The 17,935-nt window shown below is 43.1% G+C and carries 12 protein-coding genes; 2 read left to right on the forward strand and 10 right to left on the reverse strand.

Going from position 1 to position 17,935, the window contains the following annotated elements:
- The first annotated feature begins 852 nt into the window (after window positions 1–852).
- Together DP117_RS26855 and DP117_RS26860 are read left to right on the forward strand one after the other, a co-directional pair.
- Entirely contained in the window at window positions 853–2,349 is a 1,497-nt protein-coding gene (locus DP117_RS26855; RefSeq protein ID WP_169221268.1) for a galactose oxidase early set domain-containing protein, read from the forward strand.
- A gap of 393 nt (window positions 2,350–2,742) precedes the next feature.
- Window positions 2,743–3,624 carry a hypothetical protein gene (locus DP117_RS26860; RefSeq protein ID WP_169221269.1) on the forward strand — a complete coding sequence of 294 codons (882 nt, stop codon included), beginning with the start codon at window positions 2,743–2,745 and terminating at the stop codon, window positions 3,622–3,624.
- Window positions 3,625–3,780: 156 nt separating this feature from the next.
- Here DP117_RS26860 and DP117_RS26865 read toward each other — a convergent pair whose 3' ends face one another.
- The 10 genes from DP117_RS26865 to DP117_RS26910 form a co-directional block, all read right to left on the reverse strand.
- The gene (locus DP117_RS26865; RefSeq protein WP_169221270.1) at window positions 3,781–4,134 is read right to left on the reverse strand and encodes an SMR family transporter; all 354 of its coding nucleotides are present in this window, start codon (window positions 4,132–4,134) and stop codon (window positions 3,781–3,783) included.
- Window positions 4,135–4,150: 16 nt separating this feature from the next.
- Window positions 4,151–5,182, reverse strand: a complete 1,032-nt coding sequence (locus tag DP117_RS26870; protein WP_169221271.1) for an NAD(P)-dependent oxidoreductase — start codon at window positions 5,180–5,182, stop codon at window positions 4,151–4,153.
- A 64-nt stretch (window positions 5,183–5,246) separates the two neighbouring features.
- Entirely contained in the window at window positions 5,247–5,840 is a 594-nt protein-coding gene (locus DP117_RS26875) for a hypothetical protein (protein WP_169221272.1), read from the reverse strand.
- 12 nt (window positions 5,841–5,852) lie between these two features.
- The gene (locus DP117_RS26880) at window positions 5,853–6,929 is read right to left on the reverse strand and encodes an NAD(P)-dependent oxidoreductase (RefSeq protein WP_169221273.1); all 1,077 of its coding nucleotides are present in this window, start codon (window positions 6,927–6,929) and stop codon (window positions 5,853–5,855) included.
- Window positions 6,930–6,947: 18 nt separating this feature from the next.
- Entirely contained in the window at window positions 6,948–8,432 is a 1,485-nt protein-coding gene (locus tag DP117_RS26885) for a GMC family oxidoreductase (protein WP_169221274.1), read from the reverse strand.
- Window positions 8,374–8,775, reverse strand: coding sequence for a hypothetical protein (locus tag DP117_RS26890; RefSeq protein WP_211176370.1), 402 nt, complete (start codon window positions 8,773–8,775; stop codon window positions 8,374–8,376). Before DP117_RS26890 ends, DP117_RS26885 begins: the two co-directional genes overlap by 59 nt.
- Window positions 8,776–9,009: 234 nt before the next feature.
- Window positions 9,010–12,240, reverse strand: a complete 3,231-nt coding sequence (locus DP117_RS26895; protein WP_169221275.1) for a hypothetical protein — start codon at window positions 12,238–12,240, stop codon at window positions 9,010–9,012.
- Between the two features lie 211 nt (window positions 12,241–12,451).
- Window positions 12,452–13,075, reverse strand: a complete 624-nt coding sequence (locus DP117_RS26900) for a YqeG family HAD IIIA-type phosphatase (protein ID WP_169221276.1) — start codon at window positions 13,073–13,075, stop codon at window positions 12,452–12,454.
- A 39-nt stretch (window positions 13,076–13,114) separates the two neighbouring features.
- Complete coding sequence (locus tag DP117_RS26905; protein WP_169221278.1) at window positions 13,115–14,041, reverse strand: decaprenyl-phosphate phosphoribosyltransferase; 927 nt, start codon at window positions 14,039–14,041, stop codon at window positions 13,115–13,117.
- Between the two features lie 995 nt (window positions 14,042–15,036).
- Window positions 15,037–17,935, reverse strand: a 2,899-nt coding sequence (locus DP117_RS26910; RefSeq protein ID WP_169221277.1) for a DUF2157 domain-containing protein, incomplete at its 5' end; no start/stop codon positions are given.

The raw sequence follows: 17,935 nt of genomic DNA on the forward strand, positions 1-17,935 counted from the left end.
ATTAAGGCAGTAATGTCTTAAGAATCCCCGTCCCTTTTAGGGCGGGGAGCGTCAAGTTAAGTGATCAAAGCAGTTTTTCCAGAGTCAATCAAAATTGCTCAACAGGTGCATTTATCAAGGTCACAGCAGGTGCAGGCTGTCAGAGAAAACCGAAGTGCAAAATTGTCTTGACAAAAAAAATAGCATAGACTTGAGATATGCAATCAAACTGAACATTCCTACGCTTATAGCTTGCTTAGTCGCACAAGACTGCTTGAAACTTCCCTCCGACTGGAGTGGAAAGTCAGTAGTGCCGCTGCCTTGGAATTCGCTCATTCAAAAATCATGCATTCAAAAAGCTCATATCACAAGCTTTTTGTGCATTTTGTAGACAAGGGAGCGGCTTCGGGCAGGGTATGGTAGTTTGATTTCTGCGCCCGACGTGCTAAAGAAATTATTGTAGGAACACAAGTTTTCAAAAAACTCGGCAATCAGAAACGTCGAGAAAAATAATGTTGTTTTTCTGATTTCAATGACGTTGACAACATGATAAAAAAAAGAATTCCCAATGCTTTTATGAAGCAGGTCATACCATCATCCCTCCTTGAGAGAATTCGCTCATTATATTTTGAATGTGTTAGTAGCGTGCCGTAGGCAGTGAATTTGAGCGTGATCGCCTCTTAGGCGGCTCCCCCTGGGAGCATCGTGGATCATTTTTCCCTGTCAAGGTTAATCCCTTGCAAAGGTGGCAATTTGGGTACTGTCTATGTTTACCCATCTTATTTTAAATAATTGCAACCATGCTGAGTTTTTTTTCTTACCATCTTTCTTAAAGTGAGAGCCAAAAAAGTGATTTCGCAAAATGACACTAATATGATCCTAGATCAAGCAGACAATGGAACGCTCATCGCCCAAGCTTCTGGGGCGGGTAGCTGGCAATTATTGTCGTACTCTTGTCCTATAAATCCTATCCATGCGGCTGTATTGCGTACTGGCAGAATACTCTTTATTGCTGGTTCGGGAAACAATCCAAACAATACGAGTACCACTAATGGTGCTGCTGTCCTAAATTTGAGTAATGGTACCTTCACCCGTCCAACAACCCCAACCGATGGTACAGGGTCTCCTTTTGATCTGTTTTGTGTCGGTCACTCATTCTTGTCAGATGGTCGCCTGATGTGTGTTGGTGGTACTGAGCAATACGATCCATTCGTTGGCTTGACGCTTGCTGTGATTTTCGACCCTAGCACTAATCAATGGGTCAAAGAGTCAAATCAGCCAGATGGTGCTCGCTGGTATCCGACTGTGATAACTATGGGGGATGGTCGAGTTGTAGCAATCGGTGGTATTGATGAGACTGGCGGGCAAGTCGATAATTACCCAGAAAGCTATTTGCCTGGAAATCCGGGAACTTGGAGCTATTTTTCTGGAGCAGAACTAGGTTGGGCATACCCAACCAGTCGCTTTCCAATGTACTCACACCTGTTCCTCATGCAGGATGGTAGACTTTTCTTTTCGGGCGCTTATTTTGAAAGCACTGGTGTAGCAACAAGCATACTCACACTGCCTACAAGTTATCAGGGACAGATTATAGAAACACCAGTGAGTGGATTGCAAAATCCAGACTACGGTGACCAAGCTGCCAGCGTGCTGCTACCACCTGCCCAAGACCAGAAAGTTATGATTATCGGCGGTGGTAATGGTTATTACGGTAACACAACAACAAGAGTCAACATTATTGATCTCAAGGCGAGTTCACCAACTTACACAGCAGCAGCGCCGTTAAATTTCAAACGTATGCACCACAACGCCGTGCTGTTACCTGATCGCACCGTGTTTGTTTGTAATGGCGGTGCAATGGGTGAAGATGCGAATCAAGGAACACGGACACCAGAAATTTACAATCCAGCCACAAATACCTGGACAACAGCAGCAACGGCGCAGAAGACTCGTTTGTATCATGCACTAGCTGTACTGTTACCAGATGGCAGAGTCCTCACGACTGGAGGAAATCCTGCACGGGGTACAGAAGAAAAGAGTATAGAAATTTATAGTCCCGCGTATATGTCGCAAACACGACCAACGATTAGCAGCGCTCCCACATCAGCGACATACGGCGCAACAATCACAGTCAATACATCCCAAGCGAACAGTGTCAAATGGGTTCATCTGATTAGACCAATGGCGACCACTCATGGTCTTGATACAGATCAACGGCTAGTAGACTTGCCAATTTCCTCTCGGACAAGCAATTCTGTTAACGTCACGGTAACGAGTAACAGAAACATCGCACCGCCTGGCTACTACATGCTGTTTATTGTTAACAACAGTAACGTTCCGTCACAGGCAAAGTGGATTCAAATAACCTAACTTTTTCTACTTAAAAGGTTATAATTTGAGTAATGTTATCAGGGTTCTCAAGTAAACAAGCAAACAATCTGATTGTTGCTTAATGATTGAAATCATGATTTTTACATACCTTGGTTAGTATTGACGACAACATAACTTGAGACTACCTTTGAACAAGAAAGAATTTAGGAGTCAGGAGCCAGGAGTCAGAATTGTACTCGTGTGACGCTCGGTAGAGTTTTGGGTCGGTGTCCCCCACCAAATCTAGATATTTTGGTGGTTTACAAGCAGGTAGTGGTCGAATCTCTACCTGATTGCATTCTTTTCTTTGTAGCGTGTCTACAGGACATATACTGAATTCTGAATACTGACTTCTTCTTTAATGATCAAATTTAGTTAACATAGACTGCAAATATGAAGCTGAAGCTCACACGACGACAGTTCGGTCAGCTGATGATTGGAAGCACAGCAATGGCTGGGCTTGGATATTTCGGCCAAAAGACCTCTGCACAAACGCCCTCTGCACAAACCTCTACGATTCTCTATGGCGCACGCCTTGACCGTAAAGCCGGAGGATATGTCATACAGTCTTTAGATTTAGCAACCAAAAAAATCCAGGATATTACAACTGTCTCCATAGAAAGTGGCCAAAGATTGAATGATTTCAGTTATGCAGGCTCTAACACATTCGTATTAAACATTGGCCCGACCAAAAGCAGCAAAACAGAAAATAGTTCTTCTCGCCTTCTGAGTCTCACTGTAGGTCAGACTCCAACAAGTACGTCTATTTCTGGACTCACAAACGAGCAGAACCTTAAGAGTATACTAGTCACCAGTGACGGCTCGCTCATGGGTCTAGTCCAGAAAAACGACAAAACGTCATCTGAACTAGTCAATATCAACCGTAATACAGCAGTGCTTGAGCGTGTAAATAACATCCTACTGTCTGTGACCGAGCGATTCAGTAATCTAGCCCAGGCGAGGCTGGATAATTTAGTCGAATCTAGAGGAATCGTTTATACGACGAATCTCGCGCTACAAGGTGATACAAGTTTGGTGGAGTTGGACTCGACAAGAGGACAGGTGGGCCAAGGAGTGCAATTGAAACTTAACGGTACAGCTTGGAATAGTGGCTTTGCCAGCCTAGCTAGTGGTCCAGGAGACCTAGTATATGCGCTTGGCAACGAAAGATATAAGACACCTTATAATCTGTACACCGTAAATGTGAGAACTGGAGAGATGACTCTACTACAAGCGTGGGATGTTGCTCTGATTACGAGTAGTCTTAGTGGCTGATAGAGAGTTTTACCGTATCAACAACAAATTGTTGATATAGCAATCCTAAATTACTCGTAAGCAAACTTAATCCCCGACAACTTTTATGAAGTCGGGGATTTGTGGGTTTCAATTTTTAGAAATTAAATGGGATTGCTGTAGGTAGTTTGCATCATGTCACGAGCGTGACATAATAATAATTCCAGCCAGAATCATAGCCAATCCAACTAAATGATTCTGGCTAAAATGTTCCTTAAAAAGCCAAGTACCAGAAATCGCAATCAAGCCAAATCCAACACCAGCAAAAACTGGGTAAGCAGTAGAAACTGGCAGCTTTTCCAAGGCTTTAGCAAAGAGTACTACGTTGATTCCGTAAAATACTAACCCACCAAGAAACCAAGGAGATAAAAGCAAAGATAACAAGCCAGAATCAGTGGATTTCAGGCGTGATTGCTTTAACAGTAAATTGCCAATGCAAGTGTTAACCGCAGCAACAAAGACGAAAGCCCAAGACCCCCAAGAAGAATTCATATTAACGATACCCAAGTTACGAAATTTGCCTCAGTATCCACAATAGTTTTTCTTTCACTGGACGACGATGGACTGAATTCGCATTTTCCACGTTAGCCAGTTTTTGTTTGTTCGCTTGGAACCAGTCGTAGCTTTCACGCAACATTTCATTATTAGAATATTTCGGCTTCCAACCCAGTTTTAGTAAGGGGTCAACATCAAAATATATCTCTTTATGATAAGTCAGATAGTGGAAGGGTGCTAAAGGACTCAAGCCAAACCAGTCTAAAAATCTTAATGTTGCAATTGACAGTCCTACGGGAAGACCTATAACTTTAGATTTACTTCCAGCATACGCAATCAGATGTTCTAGTGCTTGACGCAGCGTATTATAGCCATCTGTCCCGACATTATAAGTACCAGGCTTGCCTAAGTCGAGTGCTAACATGTAAGCATCCATGAGATCTAGGGGATGAATAAACTGAAATACGTTATTACCATCGCCAATAACGTAAACGTTTCTTCCCTCTTCAATCCACTCAAATAAAATTTGAAAAATCCCTAGTCTACCCTCTCCCAAAATCGCTCGCGGACGGAGTGTAATGATCGGTAAACCAGCTTTTTCGCAAATTTCATCTACGACTAATTCACCAGCAAGTTTAGCTTTACCGTAAATTTCTATCGGTTTTGGTGGTGTATCTTGGGTAATTGGGCTTGTTGTGACACCGCCAAAAAGAGCACTAGAACTAGTGTGTATAAAACTCTTGACCTCAGCTTTGACTGCTTCTTGGGCAACAATCCGACTACCTTCAACGTTCACTTGCCAAAATTTCTTGCCAGCTTTCGTCAGCGGATTTAAAGCAGCATTGTGATGTACGATATCTATACCTTTCATTGCTGCTGCTACACCAGCGCGATCGCAAATGTCGCAGTTCACAAATTCAATTCCTTTTGGTCTTGTTGGATCTTCCCAGATATCGAGAACTTTCACCGACTCCCCACGTTCATAAAGGCGTCTTGCAATTAAATTACCTAAATATCCAGAACCACCAGTCACTAAATGTTTCATAAGTTCAACGAGTTTTTAAAAAGATGTAGGATGGTAGTCTATTAACTGTTAACTGTTAACAGGTTTAATAGTCCATTTTTTGTTGGTTGAAGCGAGTGTTTTTCGGAGAAATTTTCCACATTAACCACCTGCCAAAATCATAGATTAAGGCTGTGAATTCGTAGAGGTGTTGAATGATTGGATAATCATAGAACCACAGACGAGGAACAATCTTGCGACAGACTTCCTTTGGACGACATTTGATAACTGACTGTACCGGAAAACCGCATAATCTAAACATAACAGCGCTACGAAGACTATGAGGAGCATTACAGTATAACTTGACCGTTTCTAAAGGCCATTGTCCCTGATTTTGCAACCAGATACGTAAGATATTAGCATTATCAAAAGTATCAAGATAAGTCCGGTGACTAATACCTGACACGACAAACACATTCAAATCTGGTCGCTTACTCTGTAGGTATTGAGCTGCATATTCTTCCTCTGAAGCTGGATAGTTGAACCGATTTCCTGGTGCTAAAAAAACTTGCCCATTCAGCGGTACAGAATGAATGACCTGAGTCAGTACCGCCTCGTAATAATCAGACAGCAGGCATTGTGCGCTTTCCTTATCTGTCGTAATAGCCAGACCTTCAGGTACAACAATGTGAGCAATCATCCAAACCTCACATTATAAAAAGATATTCTTGCTATATTCTGGTTGCTGAGATAACCATTTGAGACTTCTTCTCATTCCTTCTTCCAAACTGACTTTCGGGTCATAACCGATTTCTTGTTGTGCTTTTGTAATAGAACACGCAATAGTTTTATTCATCTCTGATAGAACATGAATTTTTTGATTGTAAGTTCCAACTTTTTGGAGTGAAGCATCAAGGAATAAAGCAATTTCACTCACCAATCCAGGTAATTGTAAATTCTTTTTAGCACATTTTTGGTTAAACTCTGAGTCTAATAAAAACTTGACAGTATCAATGACTTCATTCATTGAGTAAGGGCGCTGATCGGCAATCCAGTAAATCTCTCCTTTTGCTCTTTCGACTAAGCCAGCAAGGATAAGACCTTGACAGAGGTTATCAATATAAGCCATTGAGCGCGGATTCTTTCCTGTTCCCACAATCGGGGCTTTTCCATCTCGAATCATCTGAAAAAATAGGGTTTGTCGAGGTGGTTGATTCGGTCCATAGAACCAAGGCGCACGAATCAGAACAGTCTCAATTTTACCTGCTTGATAGTACTCTTTAACTGCCAATTCCATCAGCATTTTGGAGCGCCCATAATTCATGTAGGGATTATAAGGCGAATTTTCATCAAATAAGTGATCGGGATGAGGATTGCAACCACAGGGAGAATTTGACGAAACAATAACAGCTCGTTTCACTTTAGACTCAATGGCAGCATCTAAAAGATTTTTAGTTCCATTCAGGTTAACCTCGTAGAACTCTGTCACTTTTTTAGGGTGAATGATACCTGCTGTATGGAAAAGGATAGCTCCTTCGGCTCCCTCGCACAAGCGATCGCAATCTTTAGGATTTCGCAAATCCCCAATAACCACTTCAATACGCTCTGACATCCCCCTTAAGACAGAATCATCCTGTCCTGGTAGAATTAAACAGCGAATCCGCAAATCTTTTTGAGGTTGACTCAAAGCATCGCAATCTTCTAAGCCATTCACCAAAGCACTGACTAGGCTAACGCCCAGCCAACCAGCGGCTCCTGTGACTAATACCAAATTCGTGCCAAAATCCATACTAGATACTCCTGTCTGCTATAGCTTGCCTAAAAAATGCAAGGCATTTCGTCGTGCGATCGCCATAATTGACCCTTGTGGATTCACACCTGGTGCAGTACACAACAGGCTAGCGTCGGCAACATAAAGGTTTTTAAATCCGTGTACCTTACCGAAAGAATTCACCGCACAAACTTTCTTATTCTCACCCATTGGACAAGAAGAAAAAAGATGAATCGTCATCAAATTGGTGAGCTTTCGTGGTAAAGTGTTTGGTAATTTATCGATTTTTGTTTGTTTAGTAAGTTTTGGTCCTTGGGTAATGCTGGGATAAAGTGTAGTCGCTCCTGCCTCAAACAGTAGCATTGAAAGTTTCTGCAACCCCTCCAACAGGGTTTGCAAATCACCATCCGTCAAGCCGTAACGCACAAGTGGATCGCGAAACCCCGGTAGACAGCGGATTGTGCCACGACCAGAGGGTGTCATCATTGCGTAGTAGATAGCCATCTTTTGCCAATTTTTGTCAACTTCATGGCGATCAGCAGGATGGTCATTCATTGCTAAAGCCAGATAAGCAGGCGAACTAATCGAACAACCAAAACTGAATCTCGGTGCAAACTCCTTGACTTGATGAACGGGAACCCCCATATCTGTAGAACTCACATTTTCAGGGAAGTGAGCAGTTAACTTGATGGTGGGGTGCATCTGTAGGGAGTTACCAATGTTGTTTGTGATACCGCTGCGACGTAGTAAAGCAGGCGTTTGGACTGCGCCACCACAAATAAATAAGTAATCTGCTTCTATTTCTACGCCAGCGCGAGAGGAAGTAACAGAAGCATGGTTACTTTTGAGAAGCCATTTATTTCCCTGGAAGCGAATCAACTGCACCCTTGTATTTGGCAGGATTTTGCAACCGGCTTTCAAAGCGCGAGGAATAAAAGTTTTCGTCATTGACTGTCTGGTTCCTTTGGGGACAGCCGTTTGGTCTATTTGTTTGTCGTATTGGAACCAACGGGGTACCTCAAAAGATTTCCAGCCAAGAGCGATCGCACCTTCATGTAGCTTGAGAGAAGCATCTGGCGCTTTTCCTGGAAGATAACAAACTGTTACATCTTGCTCGCAAGTTTCAAAATGGGGTAGCAAATCAGATTCATTCAAAGCTTCTACTTGAAATTCCCGCCGCCATTTTTCTAGAATTTCTGACGGAGTCCGATAGTACAGACCGCTATTGATTTCACTACCACCGCCAACGCATCGCCCTTCAACGTACTGGACTTTGGGAGCACCCATTGCTATAGTCAGTCCACCGTTACGATACTTCTGTACCATTTCGTCTTTGGAAAAAGGAACGCAGGACTCAAGAGGGAGAAATGGTCCTTCCTCAATTAAGAGAACATCACGACCAGCTTCAGCTAGCAAGCAAGCTGTGATTGCTCCCCCAGGACCTGAACCGACGACTGCAATCTCACACCTGAGTTGCTGCGGCGGATTGGTGATAACTTTGTCGTTCAGAGATTTGGACATAGGATTTGCAGCTTGAGAACCAGTCAAAGATAACTAAACTTTCATAAAAACGAATTAAGTCGCGCAAAGGACCAATAGGAGAGTTTTTCCAGGATTCGATTTGACGCCACCGTTGTATGGGAGACTGAGAGTGAAAAAGAGAACCTGCTTGTATAATTCCTGCCAAGTCAAAGATGAGGGTAAGGCAGATGATGGGAAATCGCAAGAAGTCCGGCATACGGCTATGCTGTTCAAGCACAAAGTTGACGACCTTATTATGGGGAAAATCAACTGCTGGGTCGATTTGTGGGAAATTGTTCTGAATGATTGAGTAGCAGATTGCAGAAGCTGTGTTTCTAAACATAGTCATTAGTCACTAGTACTCTACCAAGGCAAGGCCTGAGGGGTAGATAAAAAAACCGCGTTAGCGCAGCGTGTCCGCAGGACATAGACGCTTTAGCGTAGCGTGCGCCTTAGCGCATAGAGCGCTAAGGAAGAGGAAAAGAAGATGAACTTGAAAGTTGATTAACTAAGCATTGTTGATGTGGTAAACTACTAGCTATTAATAATTACTTAATCTGCTCATCTCCCTATCTTGCTATGACTGGTTCAAGTACTCAACCTTTAGCGGTGTGTTAGGAGGAAACGCTCCTCCAAGCCGGACATTCATTTTCTCACCACGAATCTTCACGTCCATTTGCTTACCGTTCCAGTTCCAATCTAGTTTGCCATTCGCCATTGCTAATCCCTTAACGCTCATTGGCTTATTTAGCCATTCAGCAGGAATTCCTGCACCAATGACAATTGTTGGCTGTTTGACAGATAGGTCAGTGTAGGCTAACATATCCAACTGCAGCAACAACATCTCAGATGCTGCCCAGTAATTGGGCGTGACGTGCGCAGGCTTTACCCATCCGCGTATCTTTTCCCAACGGTTAAAAGTGTTTTCTTCGCCATGACCCTCCCACCAAGTGTATAACCCAGGAGAAGTTTGATTGTTCCAAAACCAGCGTAAAGTTTTCCATAAACGTTCTTGGTTGTTGAGAAACAGCCATTGATGTGCCTCAGCAATATCGAAATATGTCCACAGTGGGGTGTCACGAAAACCACCTTGGGCATCCCGTAACTGAGTCCACCGTTTTTCCAGACCTTGCTGCAAGACTTTGTGAGAATCCGTAGCAATCCATGTGGGCCAAAGGCTGCTCATGTAGGTACGTTCATTCTCCGACTCTGGTGGTTTGAAACCAGCTTCCCAAGCTTGCTTGAGCTTTGCTGCTGCTTGTCGCCAACGCTCAGCATCGGCAGGTTGGTTAACTCTGTCTGCCAGTGACGCAGCATCAAGTAGTCCGCGATAGCTCACAGCGTTAACATACAGTATAGGTCGATGCCAATCCATCCGACCGACTATTAAACCGTTTTTAGCTGGTTCTGCAACGAGAGCAAGGTCTGGCTTATCCTTATGAATTGGCACAATTGGTCCAGTGATTGACCGATAAATCGGTTGCTTTGTGGAAAGCATCTCTAGGATAAAGTCGGCTTTACGGCGAACATGGGGCCAAAGCCAACGGTCATAATCTGGTTGATTGACCTGATCTGCAACTTCTGTCACCGCCCGGATTGATAATCCAGGCGCATCAGCTTCAGGACCAAAACCACCGAAGAAGTCGTTCTCGGCAAAGTAAGTTGCTAGCTGTTTCGCTACGTCTAACTCGCCAGCACGAGCCAGACTGACGACAACATAGGAACCGTCACGCAGCCACGGTAAGGGATAGTTTGTCGGTTCTCCAGGGCGGGTTTGTTGGTTGACAAGGCTCATCATCAAATGAGCGACTTGAGCGTGAACAGAATCTGTAAATTCCTTCTCAGGAAGGTTGATTTCTGGAGTGGAAGGTGCTTTAGGTAAGTTAAGGGGAATCGCCGATGCAATGTTAGAGTCCTCAATGACGAGATTTGTCTCGGCATTATCAGCTAACTCTAACCGAGCATAGCCCCAGCCATTGGAACCTTTCCATTGAGTGATAGACGCAGTTTCCGTCTTCCAACCTGGTCGCCCTTCTTCACCCAAATATACCTTGACAGGTGCCGGGCTGAGCGTCACAGACCAACGGTCATTAATTAACAACCTTTTGCCATTCCAGTCCATTGAACGAATTGGTCCTCCTGCTGGACCGACACTACGTATAACTACCATTGTTTTGGTATTTTTGTTGTCTTTTTTGGGCTGGATATTAGCTGTCCAACGCTCTGGTCCCGCCGAAGACCACAATACCCGGTAGTTGCTTGTATCGGTAAGGATTGCTGGTATGTACTGGCGCTCAGTTCCAATGAGCTTTTGCTGAATTTCCTTGAGGGGGATTGTATCACTTGTTGCTTGGATATTTCCTGATTGGTCAGTGACCCATAATGAGACACCAAAACTACCTACAGAAGGGCTAAAGCTGCCTCCAGGCTCATGGTAAGCTTTATCAACCTCCTGAGTTCCTGGTGTTGCAAGCACTACATGAGCTTTCCCACGAGGCCACAGGTCATCCGGACGCTTTTGCATTTCACCCATCACTTGAAGTCGTTCTGGAGCAAAGCTTGCAAACAACGCTGTCGCTTTGTTAAATTGCAAAACGTTGTTGACTCCTGCAGTCAGTACTAGTGTTCCTGCTAACACTAAAGCAATCAGCCGGGCAGGTTTTAGCAGGCTACTTAATGCCGCCAACACGACCAACAATGGTCCAAAATGTAACGAGTACAAAAATGTCTCTGTGTATAACACCGAATGTATCGCTAGCTGTCCCAGAAGTGTCAGCCCCAAAACAATACGTAGTTTAAGATGTACCTTGAGAGAAAACAACGCCCATAAGCCAAGAGCTAAAAGTCCAGCCCATAAAAAAACTGCGACAACACCCCACACACTTCCCGAACCTGGAAGTGATTGTTGAGTAATCATCATTGGGTAGCCCGGCTGATCAAGATTTTTGCCTAGCCCAATGGCGGGCATAACCATCGAGTGAAATAGAAAAGACTTGATGCATTGCAGTGGTCCACCTGATTCTGGCATTAAGAAGTACTTTTTTTCCTCGCGATCGCCTAGAAAAAAGACCGCAGTCGGAAAAATAATCTTTTGCACAGCCCAAAGAACAACCACCAAGGAGAATACATTGGCCGTGATTTGCAATGCTCGCTTCCAGCGATGATTAACTAGTGTCGCTAGAATTCCTGTCATCCAGTTGGTTGTTGTGAAGCTGAGTGTCAAGGCGCTGATACCCACATACCACCATTGCGATAGCTTTCGATGTTGCGTTATCGCGACAAAACAGAGCGCTATCATAAACGAGAGTGCCCCGAAGGAATGGGTTTCTGGTATGACGAAGAAAAACACCGCTGACGCACTCGTCGCCGCCACTAAGCTAAACAGCATTGCGTCAAGGCGATAGCAGCCAATAACTCTTAATAAAACAAATAACGAAGCCATCCAAACAGCTGCAACAGCAGCTATGACAAGCCTCACCGCTGTTATCGGTTCAATGCCTAATATTTTGATGAGTAAAAAAGTTGGTACAAATGCTATCAATGAAAATAATGGATGAACCTTAACCCGATAATGATCACTACGACGGGCTGTCATATTGGCAAACACACGTGGGCTATCAACATCGAACCACACGTTGTATGTCTGCAAAATGAGAGGATTGATAAGCTTTGCACCTTGGTATGAGGCAAACGCAACCCCAATACCTAGAATACTTATGAGCAGAATATCTAGCCAATGTTTGCGGGCTAAGGGCTTGATGGCAGAAATTTTAATTGGAAAGCTAGATTGAAAATAAGATAACTGCATAAGCCTTGAATATTATGAAATTATGAATGATGAAAAATCCCTTGCCAATTTATAGCCTTTTTTTATTCATATCTAGACAATTAAACACAACCGCCTTTTTCTATGAAGAATACAACACTCAAATCTCTGCAAGCAAGAATAACACAAAAATCTGCAGCTAGGAATTATTATTTGTGATTCTGAGGGAGCGAGTTCCTAGCTGAGGAGTTCTTTATTTTTTGAGTTCTGAATTCTTCTCACACAAGAATTCATTATCCCAAAGTTCGTGCCCAGAGGGATATGGAGTTTGTACTCGTTTTCCAAAAAGTTTTTCCCACCACCGAAACGGATGAGGAAGGGTTGCAACTTGAATACTAGGACAACCCACAAGCCATGCACCTAAAATATCTGTGTGACGGCTGTCACCAATCACGACAACTTGTTTCGGTTCAAGTTGCATAGATGTTAAAGCCTGACGAAATGCAAAAGGAAAAGGTTTCCTTGCTGGATTGATAATTGGAATTTCCAAACGATTTGACCAAGCTTTGGCTCGCTCTTGACGCTTACCGTTGGAGAGGATAAAAAATTTTAAATTCTGCAATTTTGCTTGTTTTATCCAAGTTTCAGCACCCGGAGATGTATAGCGATCATCTTCAGAAACAATTGTGTTATCCAAATCGAGAATGACGCCTTCAATTCCAGCATTTTTTAGTAAATCAATCTCTAAATCAGCCAGCCTATCTAGTTGACAAGGAAAAGTATATGTGGTGGCTTTGACAAAAAAACTTTTTGCTATCTGTATTAAGGCGCGAAAAAATGAGGGAATTGAGAAGAACGGCTTTGTTGGGTTTAACATACCTAACTACCAAAAGCGACAAATATCTGTCTGAAAAAGTTATCGGATCATCCCCTGATGTTTTAGCCAGAGAATACCAAACACTGTAAAAACCCACCCGACAACTGTAAGTAGAATTGACGGATCTGTGAGTAAAACTTCTTCTGGTCGCTCACTTCGTCCCCCTATTTCAAGTTGGTTGTCCTCGCTTCTACGTGCAATTTCTTCCGGATCGCTCAAGAACTGATAGCGAAAAATACCATACAAAACAAACGGTAACGTCAGTAACATCCAGGGAGTTGAAGCACCACGGACTTGAGGTCCAGAACTCCAAAGAGCATAGGTCATTACAGCACCAGTGGTGACGACATTTTCCATTCGCGATAAAAGCGGTAGAGAGTAGCGTTTGAGAATAGAACGAGTTTTTCCACCTGTCAATTGTGATAAACGTAGTTCGGCTTTACGTTTCTCCACTGCCAAAAACAGAGCCAGCATGGCTGTACAAAGCAAGAACCAGTAAGATATTACCGCTCCTGTTGCTGCAAAACCTGCATAGGCTCGTAGGACAAAGCCAGTGGCGATCGCACCAATATCCAAAATCACCATTCGCTTCAGTCGCAAATTATAGGCAACTTGCAATATGGCGTAAATTGTAATTGTTGCACCGAGTCCAGGCGATCGCAGATAAGCAATAATCACAGCGCTACTTAACAGAACCAATGCCATCCCCAATGCTACAGGGATACTCACTAATCCAGCAGCGATTGGACGCTTACATTTGACAGGATGCTGACGGTCAGATTCCACATCTGCAATGTCATTCAACAGGTAAAAACTGCTGGAAGCACAACAAAATAGTACAAACGCCAACAAACTACCTAAGAATGATTGCAGATTAATGCTGAAGGAAAACAATGGTGCTGCAAATACGACAAGGTTTTTTGTCCATTGTCGTGGTCGCAGAGCAGCTATGTGAGCCACCTTCATTGGTATTGCTATCAGAACAAGTAAATGGCGTTTGAGAACTGAGCTTTGTGATGGTTTCATCTTCCAATCTAATGATTGTGGGGAGCATTGCAAATTCTGCAAAAGTTATGTTTGTACGCAGCAAATAGAGCATTCCTTGCGCCTGTCTTTTTCGGACGAGACTGGAGTGTAGATACCTTCCGGTCGCCTTCTTCAAGAGTAGTCATTGCAAACTTTTGGGATTGCTTTGCTACTTTCTCTTACGGGAAACTACTTTGCGTCTACACTTTGTTAAGCTTGCTACAGACAATGAATCATCTGAGTTTTATGTGATTGACATATTTGGGATGCTCCCTGATTTTGGGCACATACAATTAACGGTAGAAAATCTGTCTTGTCAAGGTTGGAAAAAAACATCGCTTGTCTAAAAATAAATTTCTAGACAACAATCATCGTAATACTTTTATGGAAAACTTTTATTTTTTGGGGTGTTTCTTTACCTAATTTTTAAGTACTTTCTTCATTTGTCTACTAAAATCTTTTGCTACAACTATAACCGTGTATAAACATAGTGTCAAGCTTTTTGCTGTTTTGCTGTGTAGCATATAGTACATTATTGTGCAAAAAATCTTCAGCCTGAACCTACGGCACGGCTTTGCCAAACATGGTTTCACTGTCTACGTACTCAGTGATTACTTTAACAAATATCAGTGACCAGCTATCAGTATCATCAATGAGTATAGTCCTCCACCAATTGGTATAAAGCGTTGATGGTGAACCAGCGCTATAGTCCTTGTTTCCCGCGCCTAGGCGACTAGTAAATCTGTAAGGACGGGTCTAATTCCTTACCATATACCTTGCTGACTGTGTACTGTTTTCATAAGGACCGGAGATTTATTTTTATCGCTCTCCCTGATAAAAAATGATTCTTCAAATTGTTTTACATAATTCGTTTTGTATAAAACGAACAATGTTTTTTTGTCCGAAGTCCAAAGTGTAGAGGAATGCACCCTAAACTATTCCCATTCCTGCAATTCCTCACTGGTGTTGCGAAGTAAGGAATGGATCTGTTCGCGACGGGTTTCAAAGTTAGCAGCAATAGACATTAGGATGATACCAACCAGCAAGCCAGCTATCCATTTGAAAAATGGATAACGCAAACTGAAAATCACCGATTGATAGAAGCTTGTCAGTAAAAAAGTGCTTACACCAACATACAGAAAAGCCCGCACTCGCAAAGCAAGTCCTGCAAAAATGGCAAGCAAACTGAAAATCCCTGGTATAATTATTGTATCTTGATAAAAAAGAATTGCCCACCCACAAATCAAACTGCAGCCTAATAACCGCAACCAGTGGCGACTTTCTCCCATTTGTGCTTGTCTGAGGATAGGATCGAATTGGGCAACATACAGTAGTGATAATCCAAATGGTGTTACAAACCATAGAGTATCAGTCAGATGTAAGTCTAAAAACCAACTCAACAACGCCCAATCAATCAGCACCACACTGATATAGGTAAAACGGAATTTTTTTGAAACCTTGGCGACAAAGGCATAGAATCCAGCGATGATAAGCAAGCCAAGTGGATAAATTTCTGCTCGACTTTCCCATAAATATATCAATGGCAAAATATATGCGGTGTTTTGCCAAGGTCTTTTAGACCAACCCCAACGCTCCCAAGGTAAAATGTAGAGAAAATAGGCAACGACAGAGGCAATAGGTGCTCTCCAAGAAAGTAACGGTCCAGCAAACAAGCGTCCTATGACTGTATCAATCCAGTAAGTTCTGATTCCTGCTATTTCCAACAAGCCAAGGTAAACCCATATTTGCGCTATCATCGACTGTGGATAGTCGCGTCCTTGAAAAATCGCATAACGAATCAAAAATATCCCTGTTCCCAAACCCACAAAGCGGTTTATGGCAATCGGGGTGAAGGTAGCAGAAAGTAATAGACAGCTACTAACAGCCCAGTGAATATGAGCAACAACTTTCAGTTCTTCACTGGTGAGGCGTAAGTAGTTTATAAGCCAAGGCGAAAGCATGCGATATGCATACATAATGCCACTGCCAAGAACAGACATCGCAATTAAGCCATCGCCATATGCCCCACCCGGTACTTGCAAAAGTTGATACAATAAAAGTTCATATGCTGAAATTGATACCCCGACAAGTCCCAAATAAACTAAAGGTTTTAATTCTTGACGACGCCGCCCAACGCCAATAGCAATGAAAGCGACAGCAAGAGTTGATAAGCCTGTCCAATTAGCAAAAGATGAAGAGCGCAACGCAACACCAAAGACACCATATATCATAGGCAAAATGTGCCAGCGATTGGGAAGTTCTTCAAGTCGGTGTTTTGATCGCCACCACTCCCCTAAAAGTTGAGTGAGTAAACCTAAGGCGATGTTCGCAATTGCAATCTTAATGATCGAAGACTCACTAAAACCTAAGACTTCAGCAATCAATAATTCTAGACACCAGCCGATACCATAAAAGCCCCAATTAGTAGGTTGATGCCAACTGCGATCAACGATTGCTCCTAGAATTAAGATTGAAGAAGTTAAATACAAAAATCCAGGTTGAGCTAGTCTTTGATAAACAAGCGTTGAGTGGACACTCAGAAGTAACAACTCAACACTACAGAGTGCGATCGCCCATTGATCAACAGCCTTTGCATAAATAGCTACTAATTCGTTTTCTCTCCTATTTAACAATTTTACAGCGAGCCATAAAATAACAGTACAAACTGCTCCCGCTACAAACCAGCCTTGTAAAGATAATCTTGGTAAACCAGGGACACCTTCCCATAACAAAGCAGCAATGAAACCTAGTCCAAAACCGACAGTAATTTCAGCACAGAATTTGTGTCGCAAATAGTGCGTATTGAAAAACATCAAAGCACCAGCAACAGCCAAACCGATTAATCTCCCTCCATCTAACGGTAAAATCAGTAACTGAGCAAGTCCCAAGGCAACGACACTCAACCAAGCGTTGAGAGTGGGACGTGCTACCGTATTAACTGGAGATTTAAAGCCCACAATCGCTATACTTGTGAGAGTCATAGGAGTGATTAACCAAATCAAACTCCAATTCTCACTACCATTACCAGAACCAAACCAAGCGGATTGTGCATTCATCCATAATAAAGCATAGCTCAGTGCCCCCAATCCCAAACCCATGTACCATGCACTCTTGTGCCAAACTCCGTTACCTAAACAACTAAAGAACCACTCTGCAACCGCCACGGCTAACACAATGCTTGCCCAGACTTGTGCCCAAATTTGTGTATTAATATTAAGATGAGGAAAAAAGCGGTCAATAATTGAGCAAAGTGTTAGTACCCCTGCAATCTGAGTCATGTACACCAGACTCATTCTGATGGGAAGCCGTCTCTGGCTGACATTCAATAAAGTGATTGTGGATAAAAGTAAATTGAAGGAACGCAATGTGGGATTTACCAAACTGACTACAGTCAGCAAACTTCCAAACACCAGCGTCAATTTTTCCCCAAAATGGGCTAATGGCACCTTTTGAACGCGGTAAAGTCCATCCGTCAACGCCACCATGAAAACAAGATAGGGAAATAACACCACACTCGGTAACGCCCAAGGTGTATCCTGAGATTGAGTTAATTGAGTACCAATGGCGATCGCCCATTGCTGCAACCCAGAAGGCACTAACAACCATAACAGCCAAATAGTCTGCAACCCAATAACAAAAATCGCCGCCACATCAATTCGTGTACCACGTAACTGCAAGCGACGACTGAAATACCACAAACCCAAACAACTAACAGCCGTTGCTTGCCAAGGAAAAACAACGCCCACCGACACTAGCCAACCAAGGAAGAGTAGGATAGCACCAAGCATTTCCCAGGGGAGAGATGAGGGTGATGGGGGAGTCGGGGAGGTAGAG

The sequence above is a fragment of the Brasilonema sp. UFV-L1 genome (assembly GCF_012912105.1).
GTDB lineage: Bacteria > Cyanobacteriota > Cyanobacteriia > Cyanobacteriales > Nostocaceae > Brasilonema.

Excerpts from the sequence above, each read along its gene's own strand:
- DP117_RS26855 (WP_169221268.1), top strand. The coding sequence starts at position 853 with ATGATCCTAGATCAAGCAGACAATGGAACGCTCATCGCCCAAGCTTCT.
- DP117_RS26860 (WP_169221269.1), top strand. The coding sequence starts at position 2,743 with ATGAAGCTGAAGCTCACACGACGACAGTTCGGTCAGCTGATGATTGGA.
- DP117_RS26865 (WP_169221270.1), bottom strand. The coding sequence starts at position 4,134 with ATGAATTCTTCTTGGGGGTCTTGGGCTTTCGTCTTTGTTGCTGCGGTT.
- DP117_RS26870 (WP_169221271.1), bottom strand. The coding sequence starts at position 5,182 with ATGAAACATTTAGTGACTGGTGGTTCTGGATATTTAGGTAATTTAATT.
- DP117_RS26875 (WP_169221272.1), bottom strand. The coding sequence starts at position 5,840 with ATGATTGCTCACATTGTTGTACCTGAAGGTCTGGCTATTACGACAGAT.
- DP117_RS26880 (WP_169221273.1), bottom strand. The coding sequence starts at position 6,929 with ATGGATTTTGGCACGAATTTGGTATTAGTCACAGGAGCCGCTGGTTGG.
- DP117_RS26885 (WP_169221274.1), bottom strand. The coding sequence starts at position 8,432 with ATGTCCAAATCTCTGAACGACAAAGTTATCACCAATCCGCCGCAGCAA.
- DP117_RS26890 (WP_211176370.1), bottom strand. The coding sequence starts at position 8,775 with ATGTTTAGAAACACAGCTTCTGCAATCTGCTACTCAATCATTCAGAAC.
- DP117_RS26895 (WP_169221275.1), bottom strand. The coding sequence starts at position 12,240 with ATGCAGTTATCTTATTTTCAATCTAGCTTTCCAATTAAAATTTCTGCC.
- DP117_RS26900 (WP_169221276.1), bottom strand. The coding sequence starts at position 13,075 with ATGTTAAACCCAACAAAGCCGTTCTTCTCAATTCCCTCATTTTTTCGC.
- DP117_RS26905 (WP_169221278.1), bottom strand. The coding sequence starts at position 14,041 with ATGAAGGTGGCTCACATAGCTGCTCTGCGACCACGACAATGGACAAAA.